This is a genomic window from Pradoshia sp. D12 (assembly GCF_008935075.1).
GTDB lineage: Bacteria > Bacillota > Bacilli > Bacillales > Pradoshiaceae > Pradoshia.
Genome location: NZ_CP044545.1, coordinates 169059 through 192382, shown reverse-complemented (window position 1 = coordinate 192382; position 23324 = coordinate 169059). Strand labels below are relative to the sequence as shown.

23 protein-coding genes are annotated in these 23324 nt (G+C 38.0%); 10 read left to right on the top strand and 13 right to left on the bottom strand.

Features of this window, described 5'->3' with window-relative positions; all coding sequences use genetic code 11:
• Window positions 1-10: 10 nt before the first annotated feature.
• Both F7984_RS01095 and F7984_RS01090 read right to left on the bottom strand, forming a co-directional pair.
• Window positions 11-1360: an MATE family efflux transporter gene (locus F7984_RS01095; RefSeq protein ID WP_066102559.1), complete on the bottom strand. Its 1350-nt coding sequence runs from the start codon at window positions 1358-1360 to the stop codon at window positions 11-13.
• A gap of 20 nt (window positions 1361-1380) precedes the next feature.
• A complete protein-coding gene (locus F7984_RS01090; RefSeq protein WP_066102562.1) occupies window positions 1381-1728 on the bottom strand; it encodes an ArsR/SmtB family transcription factor in 348 nt (115 codons plus the stop codon).
• 125 nt (window positions 1729-1853) lie between these two features.
• On the opposite strand from F7984_RS01090, the gene F7984_RS01085 reads away from it, so the two are divergent.
• The 6 genes from F7984_RS01085 to F7984_RS01060 all read left to right on the top strand — a co-directional run bounded on the left by F7984_RS01085 (window position 1854) and on the right by F7984_RS01060 (window position 6259).
• A complete protein-coding gene (locus F7984_RS01085; protein ID WP_066102565.1) occupies window positions 1854-2159 on the top strand; it encodes an iron-sulfur cluster assembly accessory protein in 306 nt (101 codons plus the stop codon).
• A 119-nt stretch (window positions 2160-2278) separates the two neighbouring features.
• Window positions 2279-2788: a DUF3231 family protein gene (locus F7984_RS01080; RefSeq protein WP_066102568.1), complete on the top strand. Its 510-nt coding sequence runs from the start codon at window positions 2279-2281 to the stop codon at window positions 2786-2788.
• A gap of 30 nt (window positions 2789-2818) precedes the next feature.
• Window positions 2819-3676, top strand: coding sequence for a manganese catalase family protein (locus F7984_RS01075; protein WP_066102570.1), 858 nt, complete (start codon window positions 2819-2821; stop codon window positions 3674-3676).
• A 151-nt stretch (window positions 3677-3827) separates the two neighbouring features.
• A complete protein-coding gene (locus F7984_RS01070; RefSeq protein WP_140462293.1) occupies window positions 3828-4364 on the top strand; it encodes a hypothetical protein in 537 nt (178 codons plus the stop codon).
• Between the two features lie 12 nt (window positions 4365-4376).
• A complete protein-coding gene (locus F7984_RS01065; protein WP_140462294.1) occupies window positions 4377-5279 on the top strand; it encodes an ABC transporter permease subunit in 903 nt (300 codons plus the stop codon).
• Window positions 5276-6259: an ABC transporter permease gene (locus F7984_RS01060; protein ID WP_066102578.1), complete on the top strand. Its 984-nt coding sequence runs from the start codon at window positions 5276-5278 to the stop codon at window positions 6257-6259. The genes F7984_RS01065 and F7984_RS01060 overlap by 4 nt, the downstream gene beginning before the upstream one ends.
• 56 nt (window positions 6260-6315) lie before the next feature.
• Here F7984_RS01060 and F7984_RS01055 read toward each other — a convergent pair whose 3' ends face one another.
• A complete protein-coding gene (locus tag F7984_RS01055) occupies window positions 6316-7221 on the bottom strand; it encodes an AEC family transporter (protein ID WP_140462295.1) in 906 nt (301 codons plus the stop codon).
• Between the two features lie 260 nt (window positions 7222-7481).
• Window positions 7482-8018: a GNAT family N-acetyltransferase gene (locus tag F7984_RS01050; protein ID WP_066102583.1), complete on the bottom strand. Its 537-nt coding sequence runs from the start codon at window positions 8016-8018 to the stop codon at window positions 7482-7484.
• A 137-nt stretch (window positions 8019-8155) separates the two neighbouring features.
• Here F7984_RS01050 and F7984_RS01045 point away from each other — a divergent pair, with 137 nt between their 5' ends.
• Window positions 8156-8836, top strand: a complete 681-nt coding sequence (locus tag F7984_RS01045) for an N-acetylmannosamine-6-phosphate 2-epimerase (protein ID WP_066102587.1) — start codon at window positions 8156-8158, stop codon at window positions 8834-8836.
• 25 nt (window positions 8837-8861) lie between these two features.
• Here the strand turns inward: F7984_RS01045 and manA are convergent, their stop codons facing one another.
• Together manA and F7984_RS01035 are read right to left on the bottom strand one after the other, a co-directional pair.
• Complete coding sequence (manA, locus tag F7984_RS01040; RefSeq protein WP_066102591.1) at window positions 8862-9809, bottom strand: mannose-6-phosphate isomerase, class I; 948 nt, start codon at window positions 9807-9809, stop codon at window positions 8862-8864.
• Window positions 9810-9984: 175 nt separating this feature from the next.
• Window positions 9985-10551 carry a superoxide dismutase family protein gene (locus F7984_RS01035; protein WP_066102594.1) on the bottom strand — a complete coding sequence of 189 codons (567 nt, stop codon included), beginning with the start codon at window positions 10549-10551 and terminating at the stop codon, window positions 9985-9987.
• Between the two features lie 479 nt (window positions 10552-11030).
• On the opposite strand from F7984_RS01035, the gene F7984_RS01030 reads away from it, so the two are divergent.
• Complete coding sequence (locus F7984_RS01030) at window positions 11031-12293, top strand: cation:dicarboxylate symporter family transporter (RefSeq protein WP_140462296.1); 1263 nt, start codon at window positions 11031-11033, stop codon at window positions 12291-12293.
• A 444-nt stretch (window positions 12294-12737) separates the two neighbouring features.
• Complete coding sequence (locus F7984_RS01025) at window positions 12738-14732, top strand: M14 family zinc carboxypeptidase (protein ID WP_225983638.1); 1995 nt, start codon at window positions 12738-12740, stop codon at window positions 14730-14732.
• A gap of 95 nt (window positions 14733-14827) precedes the next feature.
• Here F7984_RS01025 and F7984_RS01020 read toward each other — a convergent pair whose 3' ends face one another.
• Window positions 14828-16552, bottom strand: a complete 1725-nt coding sequence (locus tag F7984_RS01020; RefSeq protein WP_140462298.1) for an ABC transporter ATP-binding protein — start codon at window positions 16550-16552, stop codon at window positions 14828-14830.
• A gap of 403 nt (window positions 16553-16955) precedes the next feature.
• Between F7984_RS01020 and gsiB the strand changes: the two genes are divergently transcribed.
• The gene (gene gsiB, locus F7984_RS01015; protein WP_066102606.1) at window positions 16956-17321 is read left to right on the top strand and encodes a glucose starvation-inducible protein GsiB; all 366 of its coding nucleotides are present in this window, start codon (window positions 16956-16958) and stop codon (window positions 17319-17321) included.
• Between the two features lie 61 nt (window positions 17322-17382).
• On the opposite strand, the gene F7984_RS01010 is transcribed toward gsiB, so the two are convergent.
• The 6 genes from F7984_RS01010 to F7984_RS00985 all read right to left on the bottom strand — a co-directional run bounded on the left by F7984_RS01010 (window position 17383) and on the right by F7984_RS00985 (window position 23323).
• Window positions 17383-18006: a DUF305 domain-containing protein gene (locus F7984_RS01010; RefSeq protein ID WP_066102612.1), complete on the bottom strand. Its 624-nt coding sequence runs from the start codon at window positions 18004-18006 to the stop codon at window positions 17383-17385.
• Between the two features lie 135 nt (window positions 18007-18141).
• Window positions 18142-18786 (bottom strand): alpha/beta fold hydrolase, encoded by a 645-nt coding sequence (locus tag F7984_RS01005; RefSeq protein WP_139892856.1) that lies wholly within the window; start codon window positions 18784-18786, stop codon window positions 18142-18144.
• An 83-nt stretch (window positions 18787-18869) separates the two neighbouring features.
• Entirely contained in the window at window positions 18870-19313 is a 444-nt protein-coding gene (locus F7984_RS01000) for a YrvL family regulatory protein (protein WP_140462299.1), read from the bottom strand.
• 269 nt (window positions 19314-19582) lie between these two features.
• Window positions 19583-21238 (bottom strand): FAD-dependent oxidoreductase, encoded by a 1656-nt coding sequence (locus F7984_RS00995; protein ID WP_175354242.1) that lies wholly within the window; start codon window positions 21236-21238, stop codon window positions 19583-19585.
• 219 nt (window positions 21239-21457) lie between these two features.
• Window positions 21458-22375, bottom strand: coding sequence for a ribose ABC transporter substrate-binding protein RbsB (gene rbsB / locus F7984_RS00990; RefSeq protein WP_139892854.1), 918 nt, complete (start codon window positions 22373-22375; stop codon window positions 21458-21460).
• Between the two features lie 15 nt (window positions 22376-22390).
• Window positions 22391-23323: an ABC transporter permease subunit gene (locus F7984_RS00985; protein WP_373925508.1), complete on the bottom strand. Its 933-nt coding sequence runs from the start codon at window positions 23321-23323 to the stop codon at window positions 22391-22393.
• Between the last annotated feature and the right edge of the window lies 1 nt (window position 23324).

Below are 23324 nucleotides of genomic sequence, written 5' to 3'. Positions count from 1 at the left end.
CCAACCGTTCTTATGCGTGTATTCTTGCTGTCTTATTTTTTATTTTTCGCAATGTAAACATAAACCAAATTACCAATACAACACCCTTCAAAAGACTGCTGATTGCGATACTCATCCATACCCCATTTAATCCAAATGGAACGGAAAGAAGGATGGCCATCGGGATTCTGAGCACTGTAAAGGTGATACTAAAAATAGGCGGAATATAGGTTTTCCCCAACCCATTAAATGCTCCGACTGTTAAAAGCTCCATACACATAAATACCTGCGAGTATCCAAGGATTCTCATATAGTCTGCTCCGAGTTTTATACTATCAGGCTCACTGATAAAAATAGAAAAAAGCTGCTCTGGAAACAGGATAAATAGTAGTGACGTAAGTAAACCGAACCCTATGGTCATAGCCAATGCTATTTTATACCCTGCATGGATTCGGTCCATTTTGTTTGCACCATAGTTTTGTCCAATAAAGGCGGCAATCGCACCCTGCAGCCCCCCAATAGTCATATAGGAAATCGACTCAATTTGGATACCAACTTTTTGAACAGCAATCGCCTCTGCTCCCCATTGCACAATAATCTTTGCAATAATGATGGATATGCCGATGAATACTACTCTTTGGACTGTAATTGGAATCCCCATTTTAATTACTTCTATCATCTTACGTCCGTTCCAATTTGTATGGCTCCCTAATGATATGAATCGTTTAGAATTAAACCAGAAAAGGAGCGTAACAATAATGTTTGCTGTTAATGTTGCAAGCGCAGCTCCAACAACCCCCATTCCAGGTATAAATCCGATCCCAAAAATTAAAAAAGGATCCAAGATCATGTTAACGAGAAAACCAATAGTGTAGACGCGAAATGGCGTTTTACTGTTTCCCATACTATTTAAAATCATACTGTACAGTAAATTTATAATAGAAAATATAACACCAATCATAGAGATGACTAAAAATTGCACAGCCATTCTCTCCACCTGAGAATCGCCCAGCTCAAAGAAGCCAATAAATGAATCTTTATAGATAAATACAACAAGCGTATATAAAATAGCCAGGATCAGTGACATGATAAACCCGTTTTTTATGTATTCAGCCGCTTCCTCTTTTTTGTTCGCCCCCATACAATGAGCGATTTTGACTCCGCTCCCAATCGAGACCATTGTTGCAAGAGCCAGCGCCAAATTAACGAAGAAACTTGCCGTACCTATGGCAGCAACTGGACCGCTGCCAAGCTTGCCAACCCAAATCATATCGACCATTCCATATGTGGTTTGAATAAAATTTGTTGCTATTATAGGAACGGAAAGCTTCAGAAGAGATGAGGAGATTGCATTTTCTGTTAAGTTATAAGCACCCTTCATCTTGTTTCCCCCTATCTTTTTTACTGCTTACGTAAAAAGCTGATAATTGACTCCAGCCTTTCTTCGCATAATCGATAAATTGTATATTTCCCCTCTCTTCTTCCTTTAATAACTCCGCCTTTTTCCATAATTTTAATATGATGGCTGACCGTGGAATTAGGAAGCGAAAGAGCTGTAACAATTTCACATTTACATAAATCTTCAATTAATAATAATGACAGAATCTCCAGGCGAGTAGAATCACCAAGTGCCTTAAACATTTCTGCTAGCTCCAGTAATGATTGTTCATTATGAACGGCTGGTAGCTGTTGTTTACCTTCTTCGCATATACAGCGCATTCGATGATCTGTTTTCATTACCCAAGACATTTACATTCCCCTCCTCTTCACATAACCATAAAACTAGTTTTATGGTTATATTATACTTCATTATTTTAATAATGGAAATTTTTAAGTTACACTTATAAGAGATCTAGTAGATTGGAGGAGATAGAATGAATTGTAAAATAAATCGGAATGCCGCCAAAGAATTAAAAAAATTATTGAGTACAGAGGAAGCCGACGGGAAAATGATTCGTGTAGTGATTTCCCATATGCATGGCGACCATGCTCACTATGATATTGAATTGAGTACACCAACTGAGCATGACGAAATTGTTAAGACTGATAAGGATATTGATGTCTTGCTTGATAAGCGAGAAGAATTCCTGGATGGAGTGTGGATTAAGTACTTCCATCTACCTGAACCAGGTTTTGAAATAACAAACCCTCATAAAGGCGGACATGGACACCATCATTAAAATATTCAATGTAGAGGCAGCCGTTCAATCGGTTGCCTCTTTTACGTATAATTGGTAGTTAATTGGTTCATATTAACAGATGAGTTCTTCAAATTTAAATATAAGGAGTCGACTGATTAATGGGCATTTTAAGTGGAAATCCGCAAAAAGAACCAATGCATTATGGTGAGGTATTTGCTGTATGGTCACAATTAATGGGTGCACAGGCCATGATTCCTGGCTTTCAAACCCTTAAAAACCATACTGGTGATGATGATTTAAAAGATTTATTAGATGACATGATCGCCAATGCTAGATCAGATGTAAAACAACTGCAGGAATTACTAAAACATAATGGTATTGCTCTGCCGCCTGCACCACCTGAAAAACCGGAAAGCCAAATCGAGGCTATTCCTCCTGGTGCACGGTTTACAGATCAAGAGGTTTCTGGACTTGTATCGGCTGATATTGCTGCTGGACTCGTTGCCTGTGCTCAGGCAATGGCTCAATGTATTCGTGAAGACATCGGCTTAATGTTTGGACAATTCCATATGAAAAAGGCACAATTCGGGGCCGCATTATTAAAAATAAACAAAGAAAAAGGCTGGTTAGTTCCGCCTCCTCTTCATGTTGTAACGACAACTGACTAATAAATTCATTAAGAAAGAAGAGAAGCCTGCATGTATTATTACAAAGAAGAGCTAATCAATATAATTAAACCAGATAAGCCAGATCCTGCTGCTGCTAAAGTCTTACAGGAGACCTTAGGCGGTCAATTTGGTGAAATGCGCACAATGATGCAATTTTTCTTTCAGAGTAACAATTTCAGGGGCAAAGACACTCAGTATAAGGATTTGCTTCGAGGGATCTTTTTAGAAGAAATCAGTCATGTCGAGCTTGTTCAGAACACCATTAATCAACTATTAAATGATTCTGGCCTTTCTTCACAACCTGGTGATGGTGGCTCAGATGGAGCTCCTCTAGATGAAGCAATCAAACATGCCAATCCACACCATTATATTATGGGAGCTCAGTCATCTCTTCCAGTAGATGCAGGCGGCAATCCATGGAATGGCTCATGGGTTTATGACCATGGTAATTTAATTGCTAATCTGCTGAATAATTTGATGCTCGAATCAACAGGTGTACTTCAGAAAACAAGAATATATGAAATGAGTAATAATCAAACGTTTCGTGAGACTCTCGGGTTTTTAATTGTCCGGGATAATGCTCATCAAAATGCTTTTGCTAAAGCACTTGAAACCTTAGGTGTGGATTGGGGCAAAATTTTCCCTGTTCCAAATTATGATATAAATAAATATCCTGAATGCAAAAAGTTCGTGGATATGGGCTTCCATAATGCTCAGTTTAACTTCCGATTAGATCCAACTAGAATCGCCGAAGTTTTCCAGGGACAAACACCGAGCAGAAACGGTGGAACCTTGTCAGTCACTCCTCCACCGCAAGGATTCCCTGTTCCACAGCTACCGGAAATGCCAAACGAGCACGCTCCAGGGATAAGCGATTTAAATAGATAAAAGGAATGCAGCTTCCAAATGGAAGCTGTATTTTTTTAATCAATCGATTAATTAAAAATTCAAAATATTTTGTTTACATATTGATTAATCTTTGGATAGAATGAACATTATAGTGCCAACATACCGGGATAAAAAGGGGGGGTAGATTGAGATGCTTAAGAAGTGGGTTATGGGAGTTTTCATAATTTCCCTATTCTGCAGTTTAATAGGATGCAGAGGCCAATTGAGACAGGATGTTTTAATTATGGGATCAATAAAGGAATATAGTGATAGAAGTGTTATTTTATCACTTTCAAGTACACTTCATGAAAATTCTATTCTCCATGTGACCTTAAAAGAAAACGGCAGTGACCAAATCGCATGGGAAGGTGAAACAAAAGTCAAAGAAGACGGCTACATAAAATATGAATTCAAACGCCCTAAAATTTCAGAGCAGTATAAACTTGAAGTCCTCTTTGTACCTGATAAACAACCCGCTTCTGTAAAAGAGATATATGGAGAATCTGGAGAGTATATCAGAGAAGACAGTCTGGGATACAGGTCTTATACATATGACGGAAAAAAAGTGGACGGGATTGTTATGTATGGAATTTTGACAACCTTTGATAAAGAAACAGATGGCAAAAGCCAACACAAGTCATGGGAGTTGGTCTCAGATTTTGCCAATATAGAAAGCATGTTGGAGTAGGTGAATATACATATGAAACAGTTTAAAAAAATTTCTGCCCATTTATTAGATTTTATATTAACCATTCTGGCTATAAACCTTATTATTCTTTTTTTTAGTTCTTTATGGGTATGGAATAATGCAGATCCATCCATTAGCTGGTGGAAGGCTTTCTCAAACCAGGCCAAGGATATTTATGAGGCATTTTTATTTATCGATCAAATTCAAATCATGGTAGACTATAGTTTTTCTCAAGGAATACCGAAATTTTCACTGTTCTGGGTCAGTCTCAAAGACCCGTTTATTTATTCACTTCTTATTTTAGGAGGCACTTTACTAGCAACATTTATTGCCGCTCTATTATTTGAAGTATTCCATTACTTTTCACCAAGAATCCTTCAGAATTTTTTTCGTGAAATTGCCTTCTTTATTCAGTCTATCCCAGATGTCATCATGATCTTCGCGATTCAATTATTTTCAATATGGATTTTCAAAAAAACAGGCTTGCTCATTCTGGATCCCGTTGCTTTAGGAGAGGATCATGTCTACCTTCTACCTATTATCGCTCTATCTATCTTGCCGATTTTTATGCTATTCCAAATGATTGATTTATCTGTCAGTGAAGAGCAACAAAAGATGTATGTGGAATATGCTTATGCAAAGGGCTTGTCCAAAAGAGAGATATTTTTCAAACATATCCTTCGCAACACGACAATCACTATTTTTTCAAATCTGCAATATCTACTGTGGTTCATCATCTCAAGCCTGCTCATTCTGGAGCGCTTATTAAATATGGATGGACTATTCTCCTTTATAAACGGGCTGGACATCAAGTTTATAGCTGTAGGATTGACCTTCTTATTTATCCCCTTCTATTTATTAGATATATGGGGGGAAACGATTGTAAAACGAGTGATGGGCGGTGAACACGGATGATAAAAAAATTACTTAAAAATCCTTCTTTTATGATTGGTTTTCTATTTTTATTCATCCTTATTGTAACCAGCCTTCTCTATCCCGCTTGGATTAAACCGCATCTCGAGCCTCCGCCTGAGCTTATTTATGAAGATGGAAAACTTGTTGATCAACCGGCTTATCCACCAAGCTTAACGCATCCCTTCGGTGTAGACAGACTTGGTCAGGATACATTTTGGAACGTAATTGAAGGAGCTAAATATACATTATTCATTGCTGTATTAATTGGACTTTTGCGGATGTTTTTAGGAATGGGAAGTGGAATCTTATATGGATTGTATCATCAGCGTTTCAACTGGGTAATAGAACCTTTGACTCGAGCATTTCGTTTTATTCCAACCATATTGATTGCCATGATGTTTTTTATATCTGAAAGTGGAATAGATGTGATTTTTCAGCAATGCTTAATGCTTTCATTGATTACCTTTCTTCCTTTAACCTCCGTAATAGGAGATGAACTTCGGTATTACTTAAAAAATGAATTCATCGATGCATCCCGTCTGTTGGGAGGATCTAAATGGTGGATTGTAAAGGTCCATATTAGGCATCATTTAAGATCAAGGTTGATTGTCATTTTTCTTCAGCAAATCGCCCAATCATTAGTGCTGCTAGTTCAGCTAGGCGCTTTTATGTGCGTGATTGGGGGTTATGAAACAATAGACCTTAGTGCTCCAATGAGTGATCCTTATAATGTTGCCACCTCTCTTTCACATGAATGGTCCGGGATGATCGGTCTCTCCTATCATGAACTGCGTTACAATAAATGGATTGTCCTTGGCCCATCACTTGGTTTTATACTTAGCTTGTTTTCTCTGAACCTCATGCTGAGAGGAATTCAAAGCGTGCTGGCAGACCGCTCTCTTATCCACAAAACAAAGGAGCAGGCTCATCCGGTAAAAATCGAGCAAGATGGCTTCCAACTGGTAACCCCCATCAATTAATATAGATGTAAAGGCCCCCTTTTTCACATAGCTGAAAAAGGGGTTTTCTATTGTACTTATAAAATAAACAGGGAAAATAAATACATTAAGATCATGCTGATGAGGATACATAAATTTGAGACCGTACCTATCATCATTGTCGTTCGATATTTAAATTCATGGGCATACGGTATAACAGCGAGGCCAATTGGCAGGACTAAACCGAGTAGTATCGTGTATTTAAACATATCATCAACTGGAAGAACAAAATATAATGAAATACCGACCAGCAATGCAAAGCCATATCGGAATGATAAGTATTTTATAATTGGGCGTATATACTGTTTTTCAAAAGAAAATTTCAAATATATTCCGAGCAGCAATAAGGCCAGTGGCATATTCGCTTTAGATATGATTGTTGCTACTTCTAAAAGCGCCGATGGAAGCTGGATATGACCAAAATTCAAGACACTCATAACAATGTATGTCATTAAAGGAATGGACTTACCAAATTTCATAAGGATGGCGCGCCCCTCCAGCTTCATTCCATTTTCAGAAAAATAACTTCCTACTATATAGGCCAATCCAAATACAATAAAAGAATTACCAACATCAAACATACCAAAATACAGTAATCCCTCTGTGCCCCAAAAGGCCTCAACAAGCGGAAAGGCGAACAGTCCGACATTATATCCTGAGGCAAGCATCATAAAAGTTCCTTTAATCTCACGTGTCTCATTCCTAAACACAAAATAGGCCACTATTGTAGAAAGAATCCCGTAAAGAATAACAATAAGAGTGATTCCCAATAAAGATACCGTTATAGTGGAGGTTTGCAGGGATACAATGACTAGGGATGGCAAGGTGATGTTAAAGATGATTCTCGAAATTACCTCTCCATCAGATTCCTTTAGAATTCCAGTCCTTTTTAGAAGGTAACCGAGTGCAATAATGATGACAATATATAAAAATTCCTGATTCAACGAGTTCCCTCCTTTACACTATTATTAATTCTATCACTACTATTCTTACAAAAAAGAATGCCCCTCAATTCCACCCGTTTCCACGAAACGGGAATCTTTTCCATACGGCGGTTTCACTAGATAGTATGTACATTAGCTTATCTCGTAGGTATGGATAATTTGTTCCAAGCACACTTATTGCAAGTAATATTCGAAAAAGATGTTTATCATCTTCTTGATATATTTTTTATCCATATCTAAAAAGGCAGTCAACAGGACCGCTATTTTTTACATTGAAAATGAGAAAACACTAAGTTCCACCCCTCCTGATCCTCAGCGTTTCTGATGACCGGCTTAAACCCGAGTTTAAGATAAATATGGATAGCAGTCAGACTCGTTGTCTGGGTTTTCAGATAGGCTTCATTATGGAAAGAGCTCAGAATTTCGAGTGCCTTTATTACAAGGGGTTTACCTAATTTCCTTCCCTGATATTCAGGCAGTATTTCAACCCAATGTAGCCTGCCAGTTTGTTTACCGTTAAAATCGCCAAACCAGGCAGCAGCGGTTCCCACCGGTTTTCCTTCGTCTGTCTCAAGAATGATTACCCTTTTTTTCGCCTCTATCCTATATGGCATAAATTCAGACTCAAACCGTTTCAGAGCGGATTTCATATTGGTAAACTCCTTTGTAGCCGTATTGATTTCAGCCCAATATTGTTCATCACCTTCTCTGAACAGTCGAAAATTAAAACCGCTTGGTAAGATAGCTTCTGGTATATCTCTTAATGTAGCACTCATATAAAGTGAAATATTTTTCATACAAAATCAACTCCTCTCTCAACAGATTACAACGCAGGATAATATTTAATTAATTATCCTAAACATGATTAGCTCAACTGTGTAAAATAGAATTGGATAGTAACTCGTATATTTATTACAGGAGGTCTTGATTACATATGTTACAGGCTATCAAAGGACGTTTAGTCGTTTCATGCCAAGCACTTGAAGATGAACCGCTGCACAGCCCAATGATTATGGGGAAAATGGCGCTTGCTGCCATGCAGGGGGGTGCTGGCGGAATACGCGCCAACTCACATGATGACATCGTTGCAATCAAACAGGAGGTCCCCTTACCTGTTATAGGAATTGTGAAGCGTGAATATCCTGATTCACCTGTCTATATCACTCCGACGCTCCGAGAGGTAAGCGATATTGTATCTGCCGGAGCAGATATGATCGCGATGGATGCAACTTATCGTCCCAGACCATCTAATGTGGAACTTGAATTTTTTGTCCAATCTCTTCGCCTGCACTTCCCTAATCAATTACTTATGGCTGACATCTCCACTCTGGGCGAAGCAATTGAAGCAGAACGAATTGGATTTGATTGTATATCAACCACACTAGTTGGTTATACACCTTATTCAAAGGGGAAATTCATTTATAATGATGACTTCAAATTATTGCGGGATCTTGTATCAACCGTCAAAATCCCAGTCATTGCAGAAGGAAATATTCTAACTCCTGAAATGGCTAAGCGCTGTTTAGAGGTTGGTGCCCATTCTGTTGTTGTAGGCGGTGCAATAACAAGACCTCAGCAAATCACAAAGCGATTCACAGAAAAAATGAAAGCGTAAGAGGATATTCCCCTTACGCTTCTCTTTATGGATGTGACACAATCAAGGAAAGATTCCCCTCAAGTTCAAAATTACCTGTACCCGATGGAAGAATAAAGTGAGCACCTTTTTCTAACGGATAAGTCTCCTCATTCATTCTAAGAGCCCCTTCTCCATCAATAACACTAAAAAGCATAAAGGGCTGATTCTGGTCAAATGAAGATAATCCACTAATATCCCATTTATAAACTGAGAAAAACTCCGTTTCCACAAACGTAGTCAATTCTGCCCCTGGCAATACGGTCTTGGAAACCTGCACTTCTGCATCCTGATGCGGCACCATACTCACATCAATTGATTTTTCAATATGCAACTCTCGTTTTTGTCCGTTTTGGTCCGTGCGGTCGTAGTCATATACACGGTAGGTTGTATCTGAGCTCTGCTGTGTTTCAAGTACAAGCGTCCCTTCACATAAAGCATGGACCGTTCCACTTGGAACATAGAAGAAATCTCCTGGCTTTATGGAAACGCGACGCAGTAAATGATTCCACTCGCCCTTCTCAATCATGGAAGCAAACTCTTCCTTGGATTGCGCGGTATGCCCGTAAATCATTTCAGCGCCATCCTTACAATCAATGATATACCAGCATTCTGTTTTGCCAAGTTCACCATTTTCATGAATGTTTGCATATTCATCATTCGGATGAACCTGCACGGATAAATCTGCATTGGCATCTAATATTTTTGTTAACAGAGGGAACACATTCCCTTCCATCTCACCAAATAAATGGCGTTCCTCATTCCACAATTCGATTAAAGTCTTGCCTGCATAAGGGCCATTTTCGATAATGGACGGGCCGTTTTTATGACCGGATATCGCCCAGCATTCACCTGTATGTTCAGATGGAATCTCATAGCCAAATTTAGTTTTCAGCTCTGTTCCACCCCAAATTCTCTCCTGAAAGACAGGTTTTAAAAAAAGAGGTTCTGTCATTGATGTAATACCTCCAATACGGGATTAATATGTATATTATTTACTATAATTCAAGAGAGAACCCCTGTCTAATCTCTTTTTTATAAAAAATTACTGGTTAAAAAGAAAAGCTGAACCAGTACGATTCAGCCTACCTGATATTTCTCTCCTTATGACACTCTTCCTATGATTCATTTTATTTTACGACTCCGCACGCCAACCGATCACCGGCATCGCCTGTTGGCTGAGTTTTTCCGTCATCTGGATTTTCATGTATAATCAAGGCGGTTCCATCAGAATCTACTAAAGCAGCATCGGCCCCTTTAGATAGTGACACATTTTCTGCGTTTACCGTCACATTAACGGACCCATCCTCACCCACTTCCAAATTAGGAAGATCGCCGGCATGCGGACCATCCTCGTGCTCCATGCCATGCTTCGCATCAGTTGGATTAAAATGACTGCCTGCAGTCTCAAAACTAGGTGCCTCACACTTTCCTGTTTCATGAAAATGGAATCCATGCAGTCCTGGCGGCAGTCCATCTGCTTTCAGTTCTATCACTACTCCCTTCGCTACCTCACTAAGCTCTGCTGTTCCAATATTCTCTTCTTTATTATTGTATATATCTATCACTTTACTCTCTACCTTATCCGAGCCACTATTCTTTGTATCATTCGTTGTTTGCTCGGCTACGTCTTTATTGCAGGCTACCAATAAAATTAGTATGAACAGTACGAAGAACATCCCTTTTTTCTTTAACATAGATCGCTTCCTCCTTTTGTATCTCCATACCATCCATTCCCAAAAATAAACAATTATTTTTAAAAATGTGTCCTAAGTCCTGAAAACAACTGTTAAATAACATTGATGTATATATTTTCTTGTACAGTTCTGTAATGAAGTCTACCCTTACCTTTTAATTTACCAGTCCTAAATATACTATCTTAAATGCTCGGTTTCTCAAATTTCCTCTTTTCTGAACATTTGTGTTAAAATGTGTTTATTGTGCCATTAATACCCTTAGCTGTTAAATTTGCCTCTCCGTGGTAATACCTCTATTGTTTTGTTAATTCTGTCTAAAAGGATTTAGTTAGTTTATTACATAGCTAACTACTCATATTTCTTGCTCTCTCTTTCTATCCGCACTCTTTTAATATTCCTCTTTATGATAGATAGGAAGTAAGAATTTCAACACGAAACGCTTTTATCCTAAAAAACATCCAAAGAAGGGAGCTAACTATATGAAAACATCTAAACTTAAATTTTCATTAGCTACTCAAATTTTAATCGGCTTAGTATTAGGAATTATTGTTGGTGCAATTTTTTATGAGAACACAACAGCACAAACGTACCTACAGCCGCTTGGAGATATTTTCCTCAATTTAATTAAAATGATTGTCGTACCTATCATTATCTCAAGTATTATTGTTGCTATAGCTGGCGTTGGAGACATAAAAGCAGTCGGGAAACTTGGTGGTAAATCGTTACTTTACTTTGTATGTGTAACTATGGTAGCCATTGTTGTCGGACTAGTATCCGCAAATATTTTCCAGCCCGGAAAAGGCGTAAACATGGAAAATTTGGAGCAAACGGATATATCCAGCTATGTTGGGTCTGCTGAAGCTAAGGAAGATCAATCTATTATTGATATGATCGTTCATATTGTCCCAGCCAACCCATTTGAAGCATTTGTTACAACAGATATGCTTGCTATTATCTTCTTCTCTGTCCTTTTTGGACTTGGTGTTGCTGCTGTAGGTGATAAAGCAAAGCCTGTTTATAACTTCTTTGATGGCGTGGCCCAGATTATGTTTTATATAACTAACCTCATTATGAAATTTGCACCGATTGGTGTATTTGGATTAATTGGTGTTACAATTTCTAAATTTGGATTGGAATCTCTTATCCCCTTAGGTAAGTTAGTTATAACGGTCTATGGAACGATGATTTTCTTTGTGATCATTATTTTAGGATTAATTGCCAAGGCAGTCGGCTACAGTATTTTCAGATTGTTTAAAGTGTTAAAAGCCGAACTAATCCTTGCTTTCTCTACAGCAAGCTCTGAAGCCGTTTTACCTAGAATCATGGATAAGATGGAACAAGAGGGCTGTCCAAAGCATATTGCTACCTTTGTTATTCCAACAGGTTATTCCTTTAACCTGGATGGTTCTACTCTTTATCAAGCCTTAGCAGCACTGTTTATTGCACAAATGTACAATATTGATTTATCCATAATGGAGCAAGTAACTCTAATGCTTGTGTTAATGATTACCTCTAAAGGTATAGCAGGCGTACCCGGAGTCTCCTTCGTTGTCTTATTAGCTACCCTAGGTACTGTAGGTATTCCAGTTGAAGGTTTAGCGTTCATCGCTGGTATTGACCGTATCCTTGATATGGGTAGAACGGTTGTAAACGTACTGGGTAATGCTCTTGCATCAGTGGTAATCTCCAAATCAGAAAAAGCATTCTCCCCTCCTGCTGAATCACAGCAAGAAGCATTTTAATAGAATAAGTTGAAACAGCCTGGACTGATTAAACGTCCAGGCTGTTTTTTGGAGTTCATAAACTGAAACTGCTGTTAAAATTGGTATAGACAGAATAGCCAAATCCGCACCTCCAAAGATTCACTATAAATGAGAGTATATCTACCCTGCAAATGGCGGAAGCAAAACTTCTTGTTTATAAATCTACTGGATAAAAAATCCCCCCAACAATGTCTCTATACCTCTCTATATAAAAATGAATAGGAATTTACTGTATCCATTGTCTTATTCTTTCTAACAGTGATATTGACCTATAAAATTTAGTAGCTAGACAACAAACTCTAGGTATCCCTCCAAAATAACCAAATTTTCGACAATCCTATATCTTAAAGTTCTGCTAACTAAGTAAATATAATATACTTATAGATGGTTAATGATTACAAAACTAGAAAGGGTTGGGGATATTTGAAAAAAATAAGTCAGTTAATTGTCATGATGCTAGTACTCTCACTTTTGATTCAGCTACCCGGGGAAACGAAAGCTGCTTCGAAAACGATTGTCAATCCGAATAAGACGTATACATACACACAAATGGGGAAAGACATTACAACCTTAAAGAAAGCTTACCCGGATTTGGTACAAGTAAAGACAATTGGTGCATCTGAATACGGCAGAAAAATATATGCTGTAGGTCTTGGAAAGGGAAGTACCAATGTTTTTATCAATGGTTCCCATCATGCTCGTGAATGGCTGACGACCAGCTTAAATATGTACATGATTGAAAAATATGCAGCGGCCTATAAGGGCAATAAAAAAATCAGCGGATACAACGCAAAAAGTCTTCTTAATTCCTCCACTATTTGGTTTGTTCCAATGGTGAATCCTGATGGAGTAACTCTTCAGCAACAAGGTTTAAAGGCATTTCCTAAGAGCACTCATAAAGCAATTATCAAAATGAATAATGGAAGCAAAAACTTTAAACGATGGAAGGCAAATGCCAAAGGGATTGATTTAAATAGACAATATAAGGCAGATTGGGGTAAAATCAAAAACTCTCCGAAATCTCCAAGCTACAAGAACTATAAAGGGAAAGCACCTGAATCAGCGAAGGAAGTAAAGGCTGTTGTAAAATTTGTTAATCAAATTAATCCAGAAATGACTGTTGCCTATCATAGCAGCGGCCGTATTCTGTATTGGAATTATAAACAAAGTAAAACCAATTATAATAGAGATCATGTATACGCTAAGAAGATTGGCAAAATGACAGGCTACTCATTGGTGTATCCAGGCAAAAACCCTTCAGGCGGTGGATTTTCGGATTGGTTTATCAGTACTAAAAAAAGGCCTAGCTTTACACCTGAGATTGGGAAACCTGCAGGTGAAACAAACCTACCCGTGTCACAGTTTTCTCAGATTTGGAAAGAAAATCAGGGAGTAGGCCTATACGTTGCACAGGAGAGCATAAAGCTAAAAGACGCACGGGATAAAAAGTCGGCAGCCACATTGAAAAAAGACTCCGCTGCTAAATTAAAAACGGCTAAGAAACTCGAAAAATACTATTATACTGACATTAAGAGTACCTCTAACCTAAAAATAACAGACGCTCACCAGAAGCTCTATAATACAGTGACAAAGGATATTAAAGCCCTGCAATCTAAAGTAAATAAACTGCCAAGCAAGCATACGAAATCAATTAAGGCAGATATCACCGCCATGAAAACATATACATCACGTTCATTGACCTTTATGAATGCGGTCAAATATGGATCCACTCTTCAAACTGCTGACAAAGCAGTAGTCAAAATGATAAATGATGGTATAGTAAGCTCAAAATTACCTGATTCACATAAAAAATTAAACCAAACTATTACGCAAATGCAGAAAAAAGTGACCCCGCTTTATGGCAAAGGTGCTCGTACTCTGTTTACACAGAAATATGTTACACCAGCAAAACGTACGGCTGAAGACACTAAATATGATGTGGAACGCTATAACTTACTCGTTTTAATAGAAGGACAAGTGAAGGAAAATAAGTTTACGGACGCCCAAAAGAACTTAAACAAGCTGCCTGCACTTGAGAAAAAATCCATAGATTTAAAGAAAAAGAATCTAAGTAAGTACCCAACTTATATGAAATGGGAAAATAACTTTAAAGTTAAAATAGCTGAATTACAGAAAGAAGTAACAGACGCTCTCACCAAGGAAGAAGAAGCTGCCAAAAAAGCTGAAGATCAAAAAAGAATGGAACAAGAAAAAGAGAAGGCTGCAAAAGAGTTAAAAGAGCAGCAAGCCAAAGAGAATGAAAAAGCCAAACAACAAGTGAGAGAAAAACAAAAAGCTAATCAATTAAACAACGAAAAGAACAGATCATCATTTGACCAACAGAAGCCTGCCCAACCGAACTCTAAACCAAACTCACCGCACAATGGTGGCACTCCAAGGCAGATTGTAAACAACTAATAATACAAAAAAACAGGTAGCTGTCTGAACAAAGCTCCCGATTGTTAAACAATTGGAGACGCCGTTCATCTTCTACCTGTTTTTTTAATGTTTTATCAAACAGTCTCTTTCCCAAATTGAATTCTATGCAGGTTTGCAAATATCCCATTTTGATTCAGCAATTCTTCATATGACCCATCTTCAGCTATCCCATCCTCAGTTACAACAATCAGACGGTCGGCATTACGAATGGTTGCCAGGCGATGTGCGATTACTAACGTAGTACGGTTCGCTGCCAATTCATTTAACGATTGCTGAATGATTCTTTCCGTTTCCGTATCTAAGGCAGATGTAGCCTCATCTAAAATAAGGATTGGCGGATTTTTTAAAAACATACGTGCAATTGCAAGCCTCTGTTTCTGCCCTCCAGATAACTTCAACCCCCGCTCGCCAATCTGCGTATAGTATCCATCCGGCAGCTGTTCAATCATCTTTTCCAAATGAGCTTTTCGGGCCGCTTCTACAATTTCCTCAAATGAGGCATCCAGTTTCCCATAAGCAATATTCTCGCGAATGGTTCCTGTGAATAAAAAAACATCCTGCTGTACAATTCCAATATGTTTACGGAGTGACTCAGTTGTCATATCGCGAATGTCCATTCCATCTATTTTAATAGACCCTGCATCCACGTCATAAAAACGTGGGATAAGTGAGCATATCGTGGTTTTTCCGGCACCGGATGGACCAACAAATGCAGTTGTTTCTCCTGCCTTTAAATCAAGATTGACATCGTGTAAGACTGGTTTGGATTCATCATAGCTGAAATCAACATGACTGAAGGAAATATCCCCCTTCAAACCACTTACTGAGATGGCATTTTCTTTATTTTGTATATCTGGCTCCTGTTCAATAAGCTCGCGAAAACGCTTGAAGCCTGCCATTCCTTTTGGATATAGCTCAAGCAGTGCACTGATTTTATCAACAGGCTTAATTAATACATTCGTATATAATACGAAGCTTATCAACTCTCCATAAGATAATGTTCCATTAAAGCTGAGCCAGGCTCCTACTACAAGAACCAACAATGTCAGCATCCTTGTTATCATATAAATAGAAGAATGTGTCCACGACATCACCTTGTATGCAACAAGCTTGGCAGAACGGAATAACCTGTTATTCAATTCAAAGCGATCAATTTCAAACGCTTCATTAGTAAACGATTGAACAACGCGCACACCTGCTACACTGTCTTCCACCCGAGCATTTACATCAGCAATACTTCCGTACATATTCTTCCATGCTGCGTTCATTTTCATATTGCTGAATGTCACCAGCCATATTAAAAATGGAATTAGAATAACCGCCACGATCGCTAAAGTAGGATTAATATTAAACATGATGGCAAAGGCACCGAAGAATGTCATAATTGCGATGAAAAGATCCTCAGGTCCATGGTGGGCAAATTCACCAATATCAAATAAATCATTTGTCACTCGGCTCATTATGTGGCCGGTTTTTGTGTTGTCAAAAAATCGAAATGATTGCCGCTGAACGTGATTAAAGAGCTCCTGTCGCATGTCTGTTTCAATATTTATTCCTAGCTTATGCCCCAAATAGTTCACAATAAATTGCAGGAATGTACTCAGTAAATAAACAGCTAATAATAAAATGCTGACCGTCACGACCATGCTCCAATTTCCTGTCGGCAGCAATTCATCAACAAACCATTGGACTGCCATCGGAAAAGCCAACTCCAGCAACGCAACTATAATGGCACTAGTAAAGTCAATCAAAAATAGCCGCTTATGCGGTTTATAATATGAAAAAAATTTCCCCAGCATCCTTTTATTCCTCTCTTTTCTAGTCTCAACTCATCCATTATATCAATATCTCTCAAATATAAATGCGAATTCTGTTTTAAAAAGGAATAGATTTACTTATTCTTCAATACAATTCGAATATCCTATAACTCTCAATCTTTTAAATACACTTTTAAATTAATAAAATAGTTCAAAGCATATTGGTATAAACATAGAAATTTATGAACCGAATTGTTGACTCTATTAGGCTTACAGACTTACTAATACATTTCAATTTCCTCAAAAAGGATTCTTTTTTTCAACTATTTACAAACACGTTACATTTGAATTAAAGACTCAATTTAGCGTTTTTACTATACTCACGTTGGAAATATACAGAGTATACAACAAAACAATTAAAATAAACCCAAAGGAGCGATTTATTATGGCAGACAAAATGTCTAGAGAAGAAGCAGGACGCAAAGGCGGAAAAGCTACATCTAAAAAGCAAGACAAAGAATTCTACCAAGAAATTGGCAAAAAAGGCGGAGAAGCTACTTCGAAAAACCATGATAAAGAATTCTACCAAGAAATTGGACAAAAAGGCGGAGAGGCTACTTCCGAAAATCATGATAAAGAATTCTACCAAGAAATCGGACAAAAAGGTGGAGAATCCACTTCTGATAATCATGATAAAGAGTTTTACCAAGAAATCGGTAAAAAGGGCGGAGAAGCTACTTCCGATAACCATGATAAAGAGTTCTACCGCGAGATCGGCAAAAAAGGCGGAGAAGCACGCAATAACGATTAATATGAATGCTAAAAAAAGCAAGAAGGTGACGTGATTTACTCTCACGTCACCTTCTTTATGCTTATCGAATAGTTTTTAATAAATTATTCATTTCTGCAACTTGCCTTTGTTGTGTAACAATCATCTTTTGTACGATAGTCCTTAATTCAGGATTTTGAGTATACCTTAATATATTTTTGCCCATTTCAATAGCAGCCTCATGATGTGGAATCATTTCAGTCAGGAAGTCTCTATTAACATTTCCCGTTGGTTTCGCAGCCTCCAATTGAGTGATCATTGAGCTATAAATGTTATTATAGGTCTGTAGATAAGCAGCTTCTGCCTGCTTATTCACTTGAGGATTATTTTTTAGCTTATTTTTCAGTTCCTCCATTTGTCTTATACCATTTAACTGTTCCTTAATTATCGTATCTGCCAGTCTTTTCAGCTGATTATTGGCACCGTCATATTTTAATAAATTTTCTGCCATAGAAACAGCTGCTTCATGATGCGGAATCATTTCATACAAAAAATCGAGCGATGGATCCCCTGTTTTAGGAGCCTCAGACATACTTTCCTTCATAACCTGCAAAATACTTCGATAATTATCATAATAGTCCTTTTCCTTAGGACCAATTTCCGCCTGAACCTGTGAACTGAACATACATAGGAATGCCAATAGTACTGCTATACTTCTTTTTCTCATAAAGAATCCTCCTAAGTTGTTTATTTTTCTTATTATGTAAAAAAGGTATAGTCCCTATGCATTTCATTCACATAAACGATTTAAATTCTTTCTCTCCCAGCATGAAGCTTTTAAACTTTCCATCCTATATGGAAATTAAAATTGATCAATCTCACCTATGATATCCTTTAATACATCTATCGACTTAAGTATATCTCCTTCATAATCCATGCCGTGGTACACCTTTGGGTAGAGCCTTGTTTTCATACTTGGATGATAATCCAATTGTTTGAATCTATCCTCTATATATTGATGATCATGGTCGCCAATAAAGCATAATCCTTTGACAGAACTGTCTTTCATAGCACTCCATACATCATCTCTTTTTAGTAAAGGTGTCAGCCAAACAGCTTTTGCATCCTTGAATTGAGATTTTTTCAGCTCATTGCTCATCGCGATCGTACCAAGTGATTTTCCAATCAGGTAGAAATTTTCATACTCTCTATCCTTCAGAGCATGATCAATCATTGCTCCGGAATCATAGATAACCGCTTCAACTAGCTGTTTGTAGGTGAAATCCTCATAAAAAGAATCTCCATATGGGTACTCTAATTGCAATACATCTATCCCTTTGTTTAAATATAACCCTGTGGCAAAATGAAAAAGAGGTCCATGAACCGTATATCCCAACCCAGGAAACATAATGACCAGGCTACGTGAATCTTTATTTGTACTGAAAATGGAATAACGAATTCGCTTTTCTTTATATCCTGAAACCTCGTTACTATTAACCTCTTCCATCACAATCTCCTCCCAATTAAAAATTAAGCAGATTAATAATAAAATTTTTTACCAATTATATGTATTTAAATATTAATAGTCTTTCAAGTTTCCTTCTGCTCTAAAGCCTCTTCAAGGAAGAACATAAAAATAACCACGATTATTTCCACTATAAAAGGAACTGTAATGCGACCCATAAATTCGTCTACTGTATAAATAGTCAGCCAACTAAAGATACAGTTAAACAGAAACTTCACAGCGAATAATTGGTAGGTCCCAGATATATAGAGTTTTGATAATTTAACAAGCACCATTGAAAACAAATCCAACACCAAACCAAGCAAAAAGAGAAACACAACAAATAGGAAGAGTGTAAATCGAGAGTCATACTCTCCCCCAAACAATCTAAAAAAGCCCGCAAAACTAAAGTAAGTAACACCCAACACAAACGACAAAGGAATGAGTACAATTAGGCAGATAATCACCACAGTTGTAATCTTTTCTTTTATCCCCATATCCCGAAAAGGTTTATCTTCATTCGAACTCATGAATTACATTCCTACTTTCAAGTACAATATGTCCTGAGTCTATTATAAGCTTCATCTTGTTAGGGAGGCACCGTCTTTATATAAATCTTGGAAAAAAACAAGCATGTATGATGGCTGATTTAATAGAAAAAATCATTTTAACTAATAATAAGAAAGAATTTTAGCGAACTCAAAAAGTCTTCCTTTATCAAGTAGAGGAAGACTTTCAAACCGGAGTTGATTTTAATACTTAATACAGAGTGCGTTGGTGAAATATCGAGCTCTAAGGCTTATTCAGCTGATACTAGTAGTTTCTCTTTAATATGGTTAGCGGATATATAGCCAAATACCGTTGATGGTCCTAATGTGGCACCTGGACCAGCATATACACGTCCCATAACGGATGCTGAACAATTTCCAGTTGCATATAACCCTTCTATCGGTAATCCATTGCGAAGAGCTTGCCCATGTTCATTAGCTACAATTCCGCCTTTTGTCCCTAAATCACCAGGATAAATTTTACAGGCATAGAATGGCGGTTTTTCAATAGCACCCAGGTTAGGATTTTTATAAGTAGGATCGCCGTAATAATTATCATAAACTGAGTTTCCACGCCCAAAATCTTCATCCAACCCTTTTTTTGAAAAATCATTAAACCTGTTAGCCGTATTTTTTAACCCCTCTATGTTAATTTTGCATTTCTCCGCCAATTCTTCAATGGAATTCGCTTTAATTAAGAATCCGCTTTCAATTGCACTTTTAGGAGTTCTTCTTGGGAGCATGTTACCAAACAAATACTTATTTCGATGTCTGCTCTCCATAATAAGCCATGAGTGAATCGCTTTCCCATTCTTTTCTTGCCTTTCAAGAATCGCATGGCCAGCATCTGTATAAGATTGTGACTCGTTAAAATAACGTTCTCCCGTTTGATCCACTATTATACAATGTGGCATTGAACGTTCATGCACAAGGAATTTTCGGGCACCGCTTGCGTCAATCGCTGTAGGTCCCCACCAGGCATCATCCAATAAAGCAGTATCTAAGTTATGCTTTTCTGCGATTAACAGCATATCTCCTGTGTTATCCGGACTTGCAGCTGTCCAGTCTGTTCCTACATGATGATATTTTTTGCGCAGCTCCAGATTTCGTTCAAATCCTCCACCCGCCAAAATCACTGACCGACACTTGATAAAATATGGTTTCCCCTCTTTTTCTGCCTCGACCCCTACAATTTTATCTTCCTCCATGATTAAATCCTTTAAGGGTGTAGATAACATCAGTGGGACTTGATATTTCTTTGCAATTATGAGTAAACGGCTGACCAATCCGCCTCCAATCGATATAGCATGTTCACCTTTGATCTTATGCTTAAATCCATTCAGGAACATACCGACAACCGTGTTAAAATCTTTTGCATTTGTAAAGGCTTTTGGTAAAGAGGCTACTTTGCCGGAATAGATGGGCATCGGAGCCTCAAGCTCACCCGTTCGCAAGGTCTCTTCGTTCTCTGCTAAAAGCCTAGCATCAACAATTTCCGCCTCAATGGAGCGACCTATTTTACCACCAGGTCTTTCAGGATAATAATCTGGATACAATGAGCCCGCTACCCACTTCATCCCTAAATCCTCTAAAAACTTTACCATCCTGTGACCATTTTTCACATAGGCCTCTTTTCGCTCATACGTAGATGCTGGCCCTGTGTCCTCTATTATTTCTTGCATATAAGTAAGAGCTTCTTCTTCACTGTCCTGTAAGCCAGCATTTTTCGAAACATGATTATTTGGAATCCACAAACCTCCGCCAGATAAAGCCGATGAACCACCCCATACAGATCCTTTTTCAATAATAGCTGTGCGAAGACCGCCATACGCAGATGTAATAGCTGCTACCAATCCTCCCGCACCACTGCCTACTACTATAACGTCATATTCTTCATCCCAGTTCATTTGCATTCCTCCATATTGTCCAAGTTTTATATTTATATGAAAGATACAGCAATAAAAGTACGTCTTTCTTCTATCTACTGGCAAATGATTTTGAAGGGTAAAAGAGTTCCCGTTTTATTAATATGCACACAAAAAAACAGCTGCCGACTCTATCGACAACTGTCCATTGTAAAGACACTCTAAATCTATTCTTTCAGTTAACAAATATACAGAAATCTATTATTTTTTTATAAGCTTAAGCTCTACAGGTATAGCTTTATCGATTTCTTTGCCGTCTAAATGATTTACGGCAGCCTCAACTGCTTTTTCACCAATTAAATCTGGCTGTTGAGCAACGGTAGCAGCCATCTCACCGGATTCAACCTTTTTCAATGCATCATCTGTCGCATCAAAGCCAATAACGATAATATCTTTACCGCTTCCTTCAATTGCTTCTAGAGCTCCAAGAGCCATCTCATCATTTTGTGCGAATACTGCTTCAATATCTGGATTAGCCTGAAGAATGTTTTCCATAACTGTTAATCCTTCTGATCTATCAAAATTAGCAGTTTGGCTAGCTTTAATCTCTACTGATTCTTTTACTGCTTCATTAAATCCTTCTCCACGGTCAATAGCAGCTGATGAACCAGCTATCCCTTCTAACACAGCAACCTGAGCACCTTTTTCTACTAAAGTAAGTAAATATTCGCCTGCTAATTTACCGCCCGCCTTATTATCGGATGCTATATGAGATATAACTTCTCCACCCTCAGATGATCTGTCTACTGTAATAACTGGAATCCCAGCGCTATTAGCTGATTCAACCGCTGAAGAAACCGCAGAAGAATCTACAGGATTAATCATGATCATATCAACTTTTTGCTGAATTAAATCCTCTACGTCAGACGCTTGCTTAGAAGCATCATCTTGAGCATCTACTACTGTTATCTTTGCATCAAGGCTATCCGCTTTTTCTTCAGCAGCTTCGCTTAGTGACACGAAGAACGGATTGTTTAATGTAGATACTGAGAACCCGATAACCATATCTCCTTTTTCCTTGGATGACTTGGATTCTGATTTGCTTCCTGATTCCATTGAACAGGCTGCCAACACAACAGATAACATTGCTGCCAACAGAATTAATGAATACTTTTTCATTTAATACACTCCCTTTTATGCTTGTTTTTTGCGATCTAAAAGAACTGCCATTAATATAACTGCACCCTTCACAACCTGTTGGAAGAATGATGAAACCCCAATTAAATTCATTCCATTATTCAGTACTCCGATTATCAATACACCTACTAATGTACCGAATATCCAACCACGTCCTCCAGTTAGCGAAGTACCCCCTAAAACAACTGCGGCAATCGCATCCAACTCATAGGATTCTCCAGCAGTCGGCTGAGCTGAATTCAGACGTGATGTTAAAATTAATGCTGAGACAGAGGCTAAAAGACCTGTAATTGCGTAAACCCAAATTTTCACTCGATCCGTATTGATTCCAGATAGCTTGGAAGCGTCTTCATTTCCACCTACAGCATAAACTCGGCGGCCAAAAGTTGTCTTATGGAGAATGAAATATAATATAATGAAGGCCAAAATTGTTGTAACAACAGGAACAGGAATTCCTAATAAATATCCTTTACCAAACATTTGGAAAGTAAGAGAGTCACCCAGCCCCGAAACTGGCTTTCCTTCCGTATAAACAAGCGTTAATCCGCGATAAATAGTCATTGTTGCTAAAGTAGCAATAAATGGGGCAACTTTTCCTTTTGTAATGATCACTCCATTAATTGCACCCAGGATTAACCCAAGTATTAGAGCAGCACCCATTGCTATGATTGGATCTGTACCACTGGCAAGAAGGCTTGCTGCCACTGCACCGGTCAATGCCAATGTAGAGCCGACAGAAAGGTCAATTCCCCCAGTCAAGACCACAAATGTCATCCCAAATGCAATCAGCCCGCTAATTGTAACTTGTCGTAAAACGTTTAAAATATTTGAGACCGTCAAGAAACTCGGATTCATGATTGTAATTACCACAATTAATAACAATAGACCAAATAGCGGACCTAGCTTGGAAAGCCACTTTTTGTAGTTCACT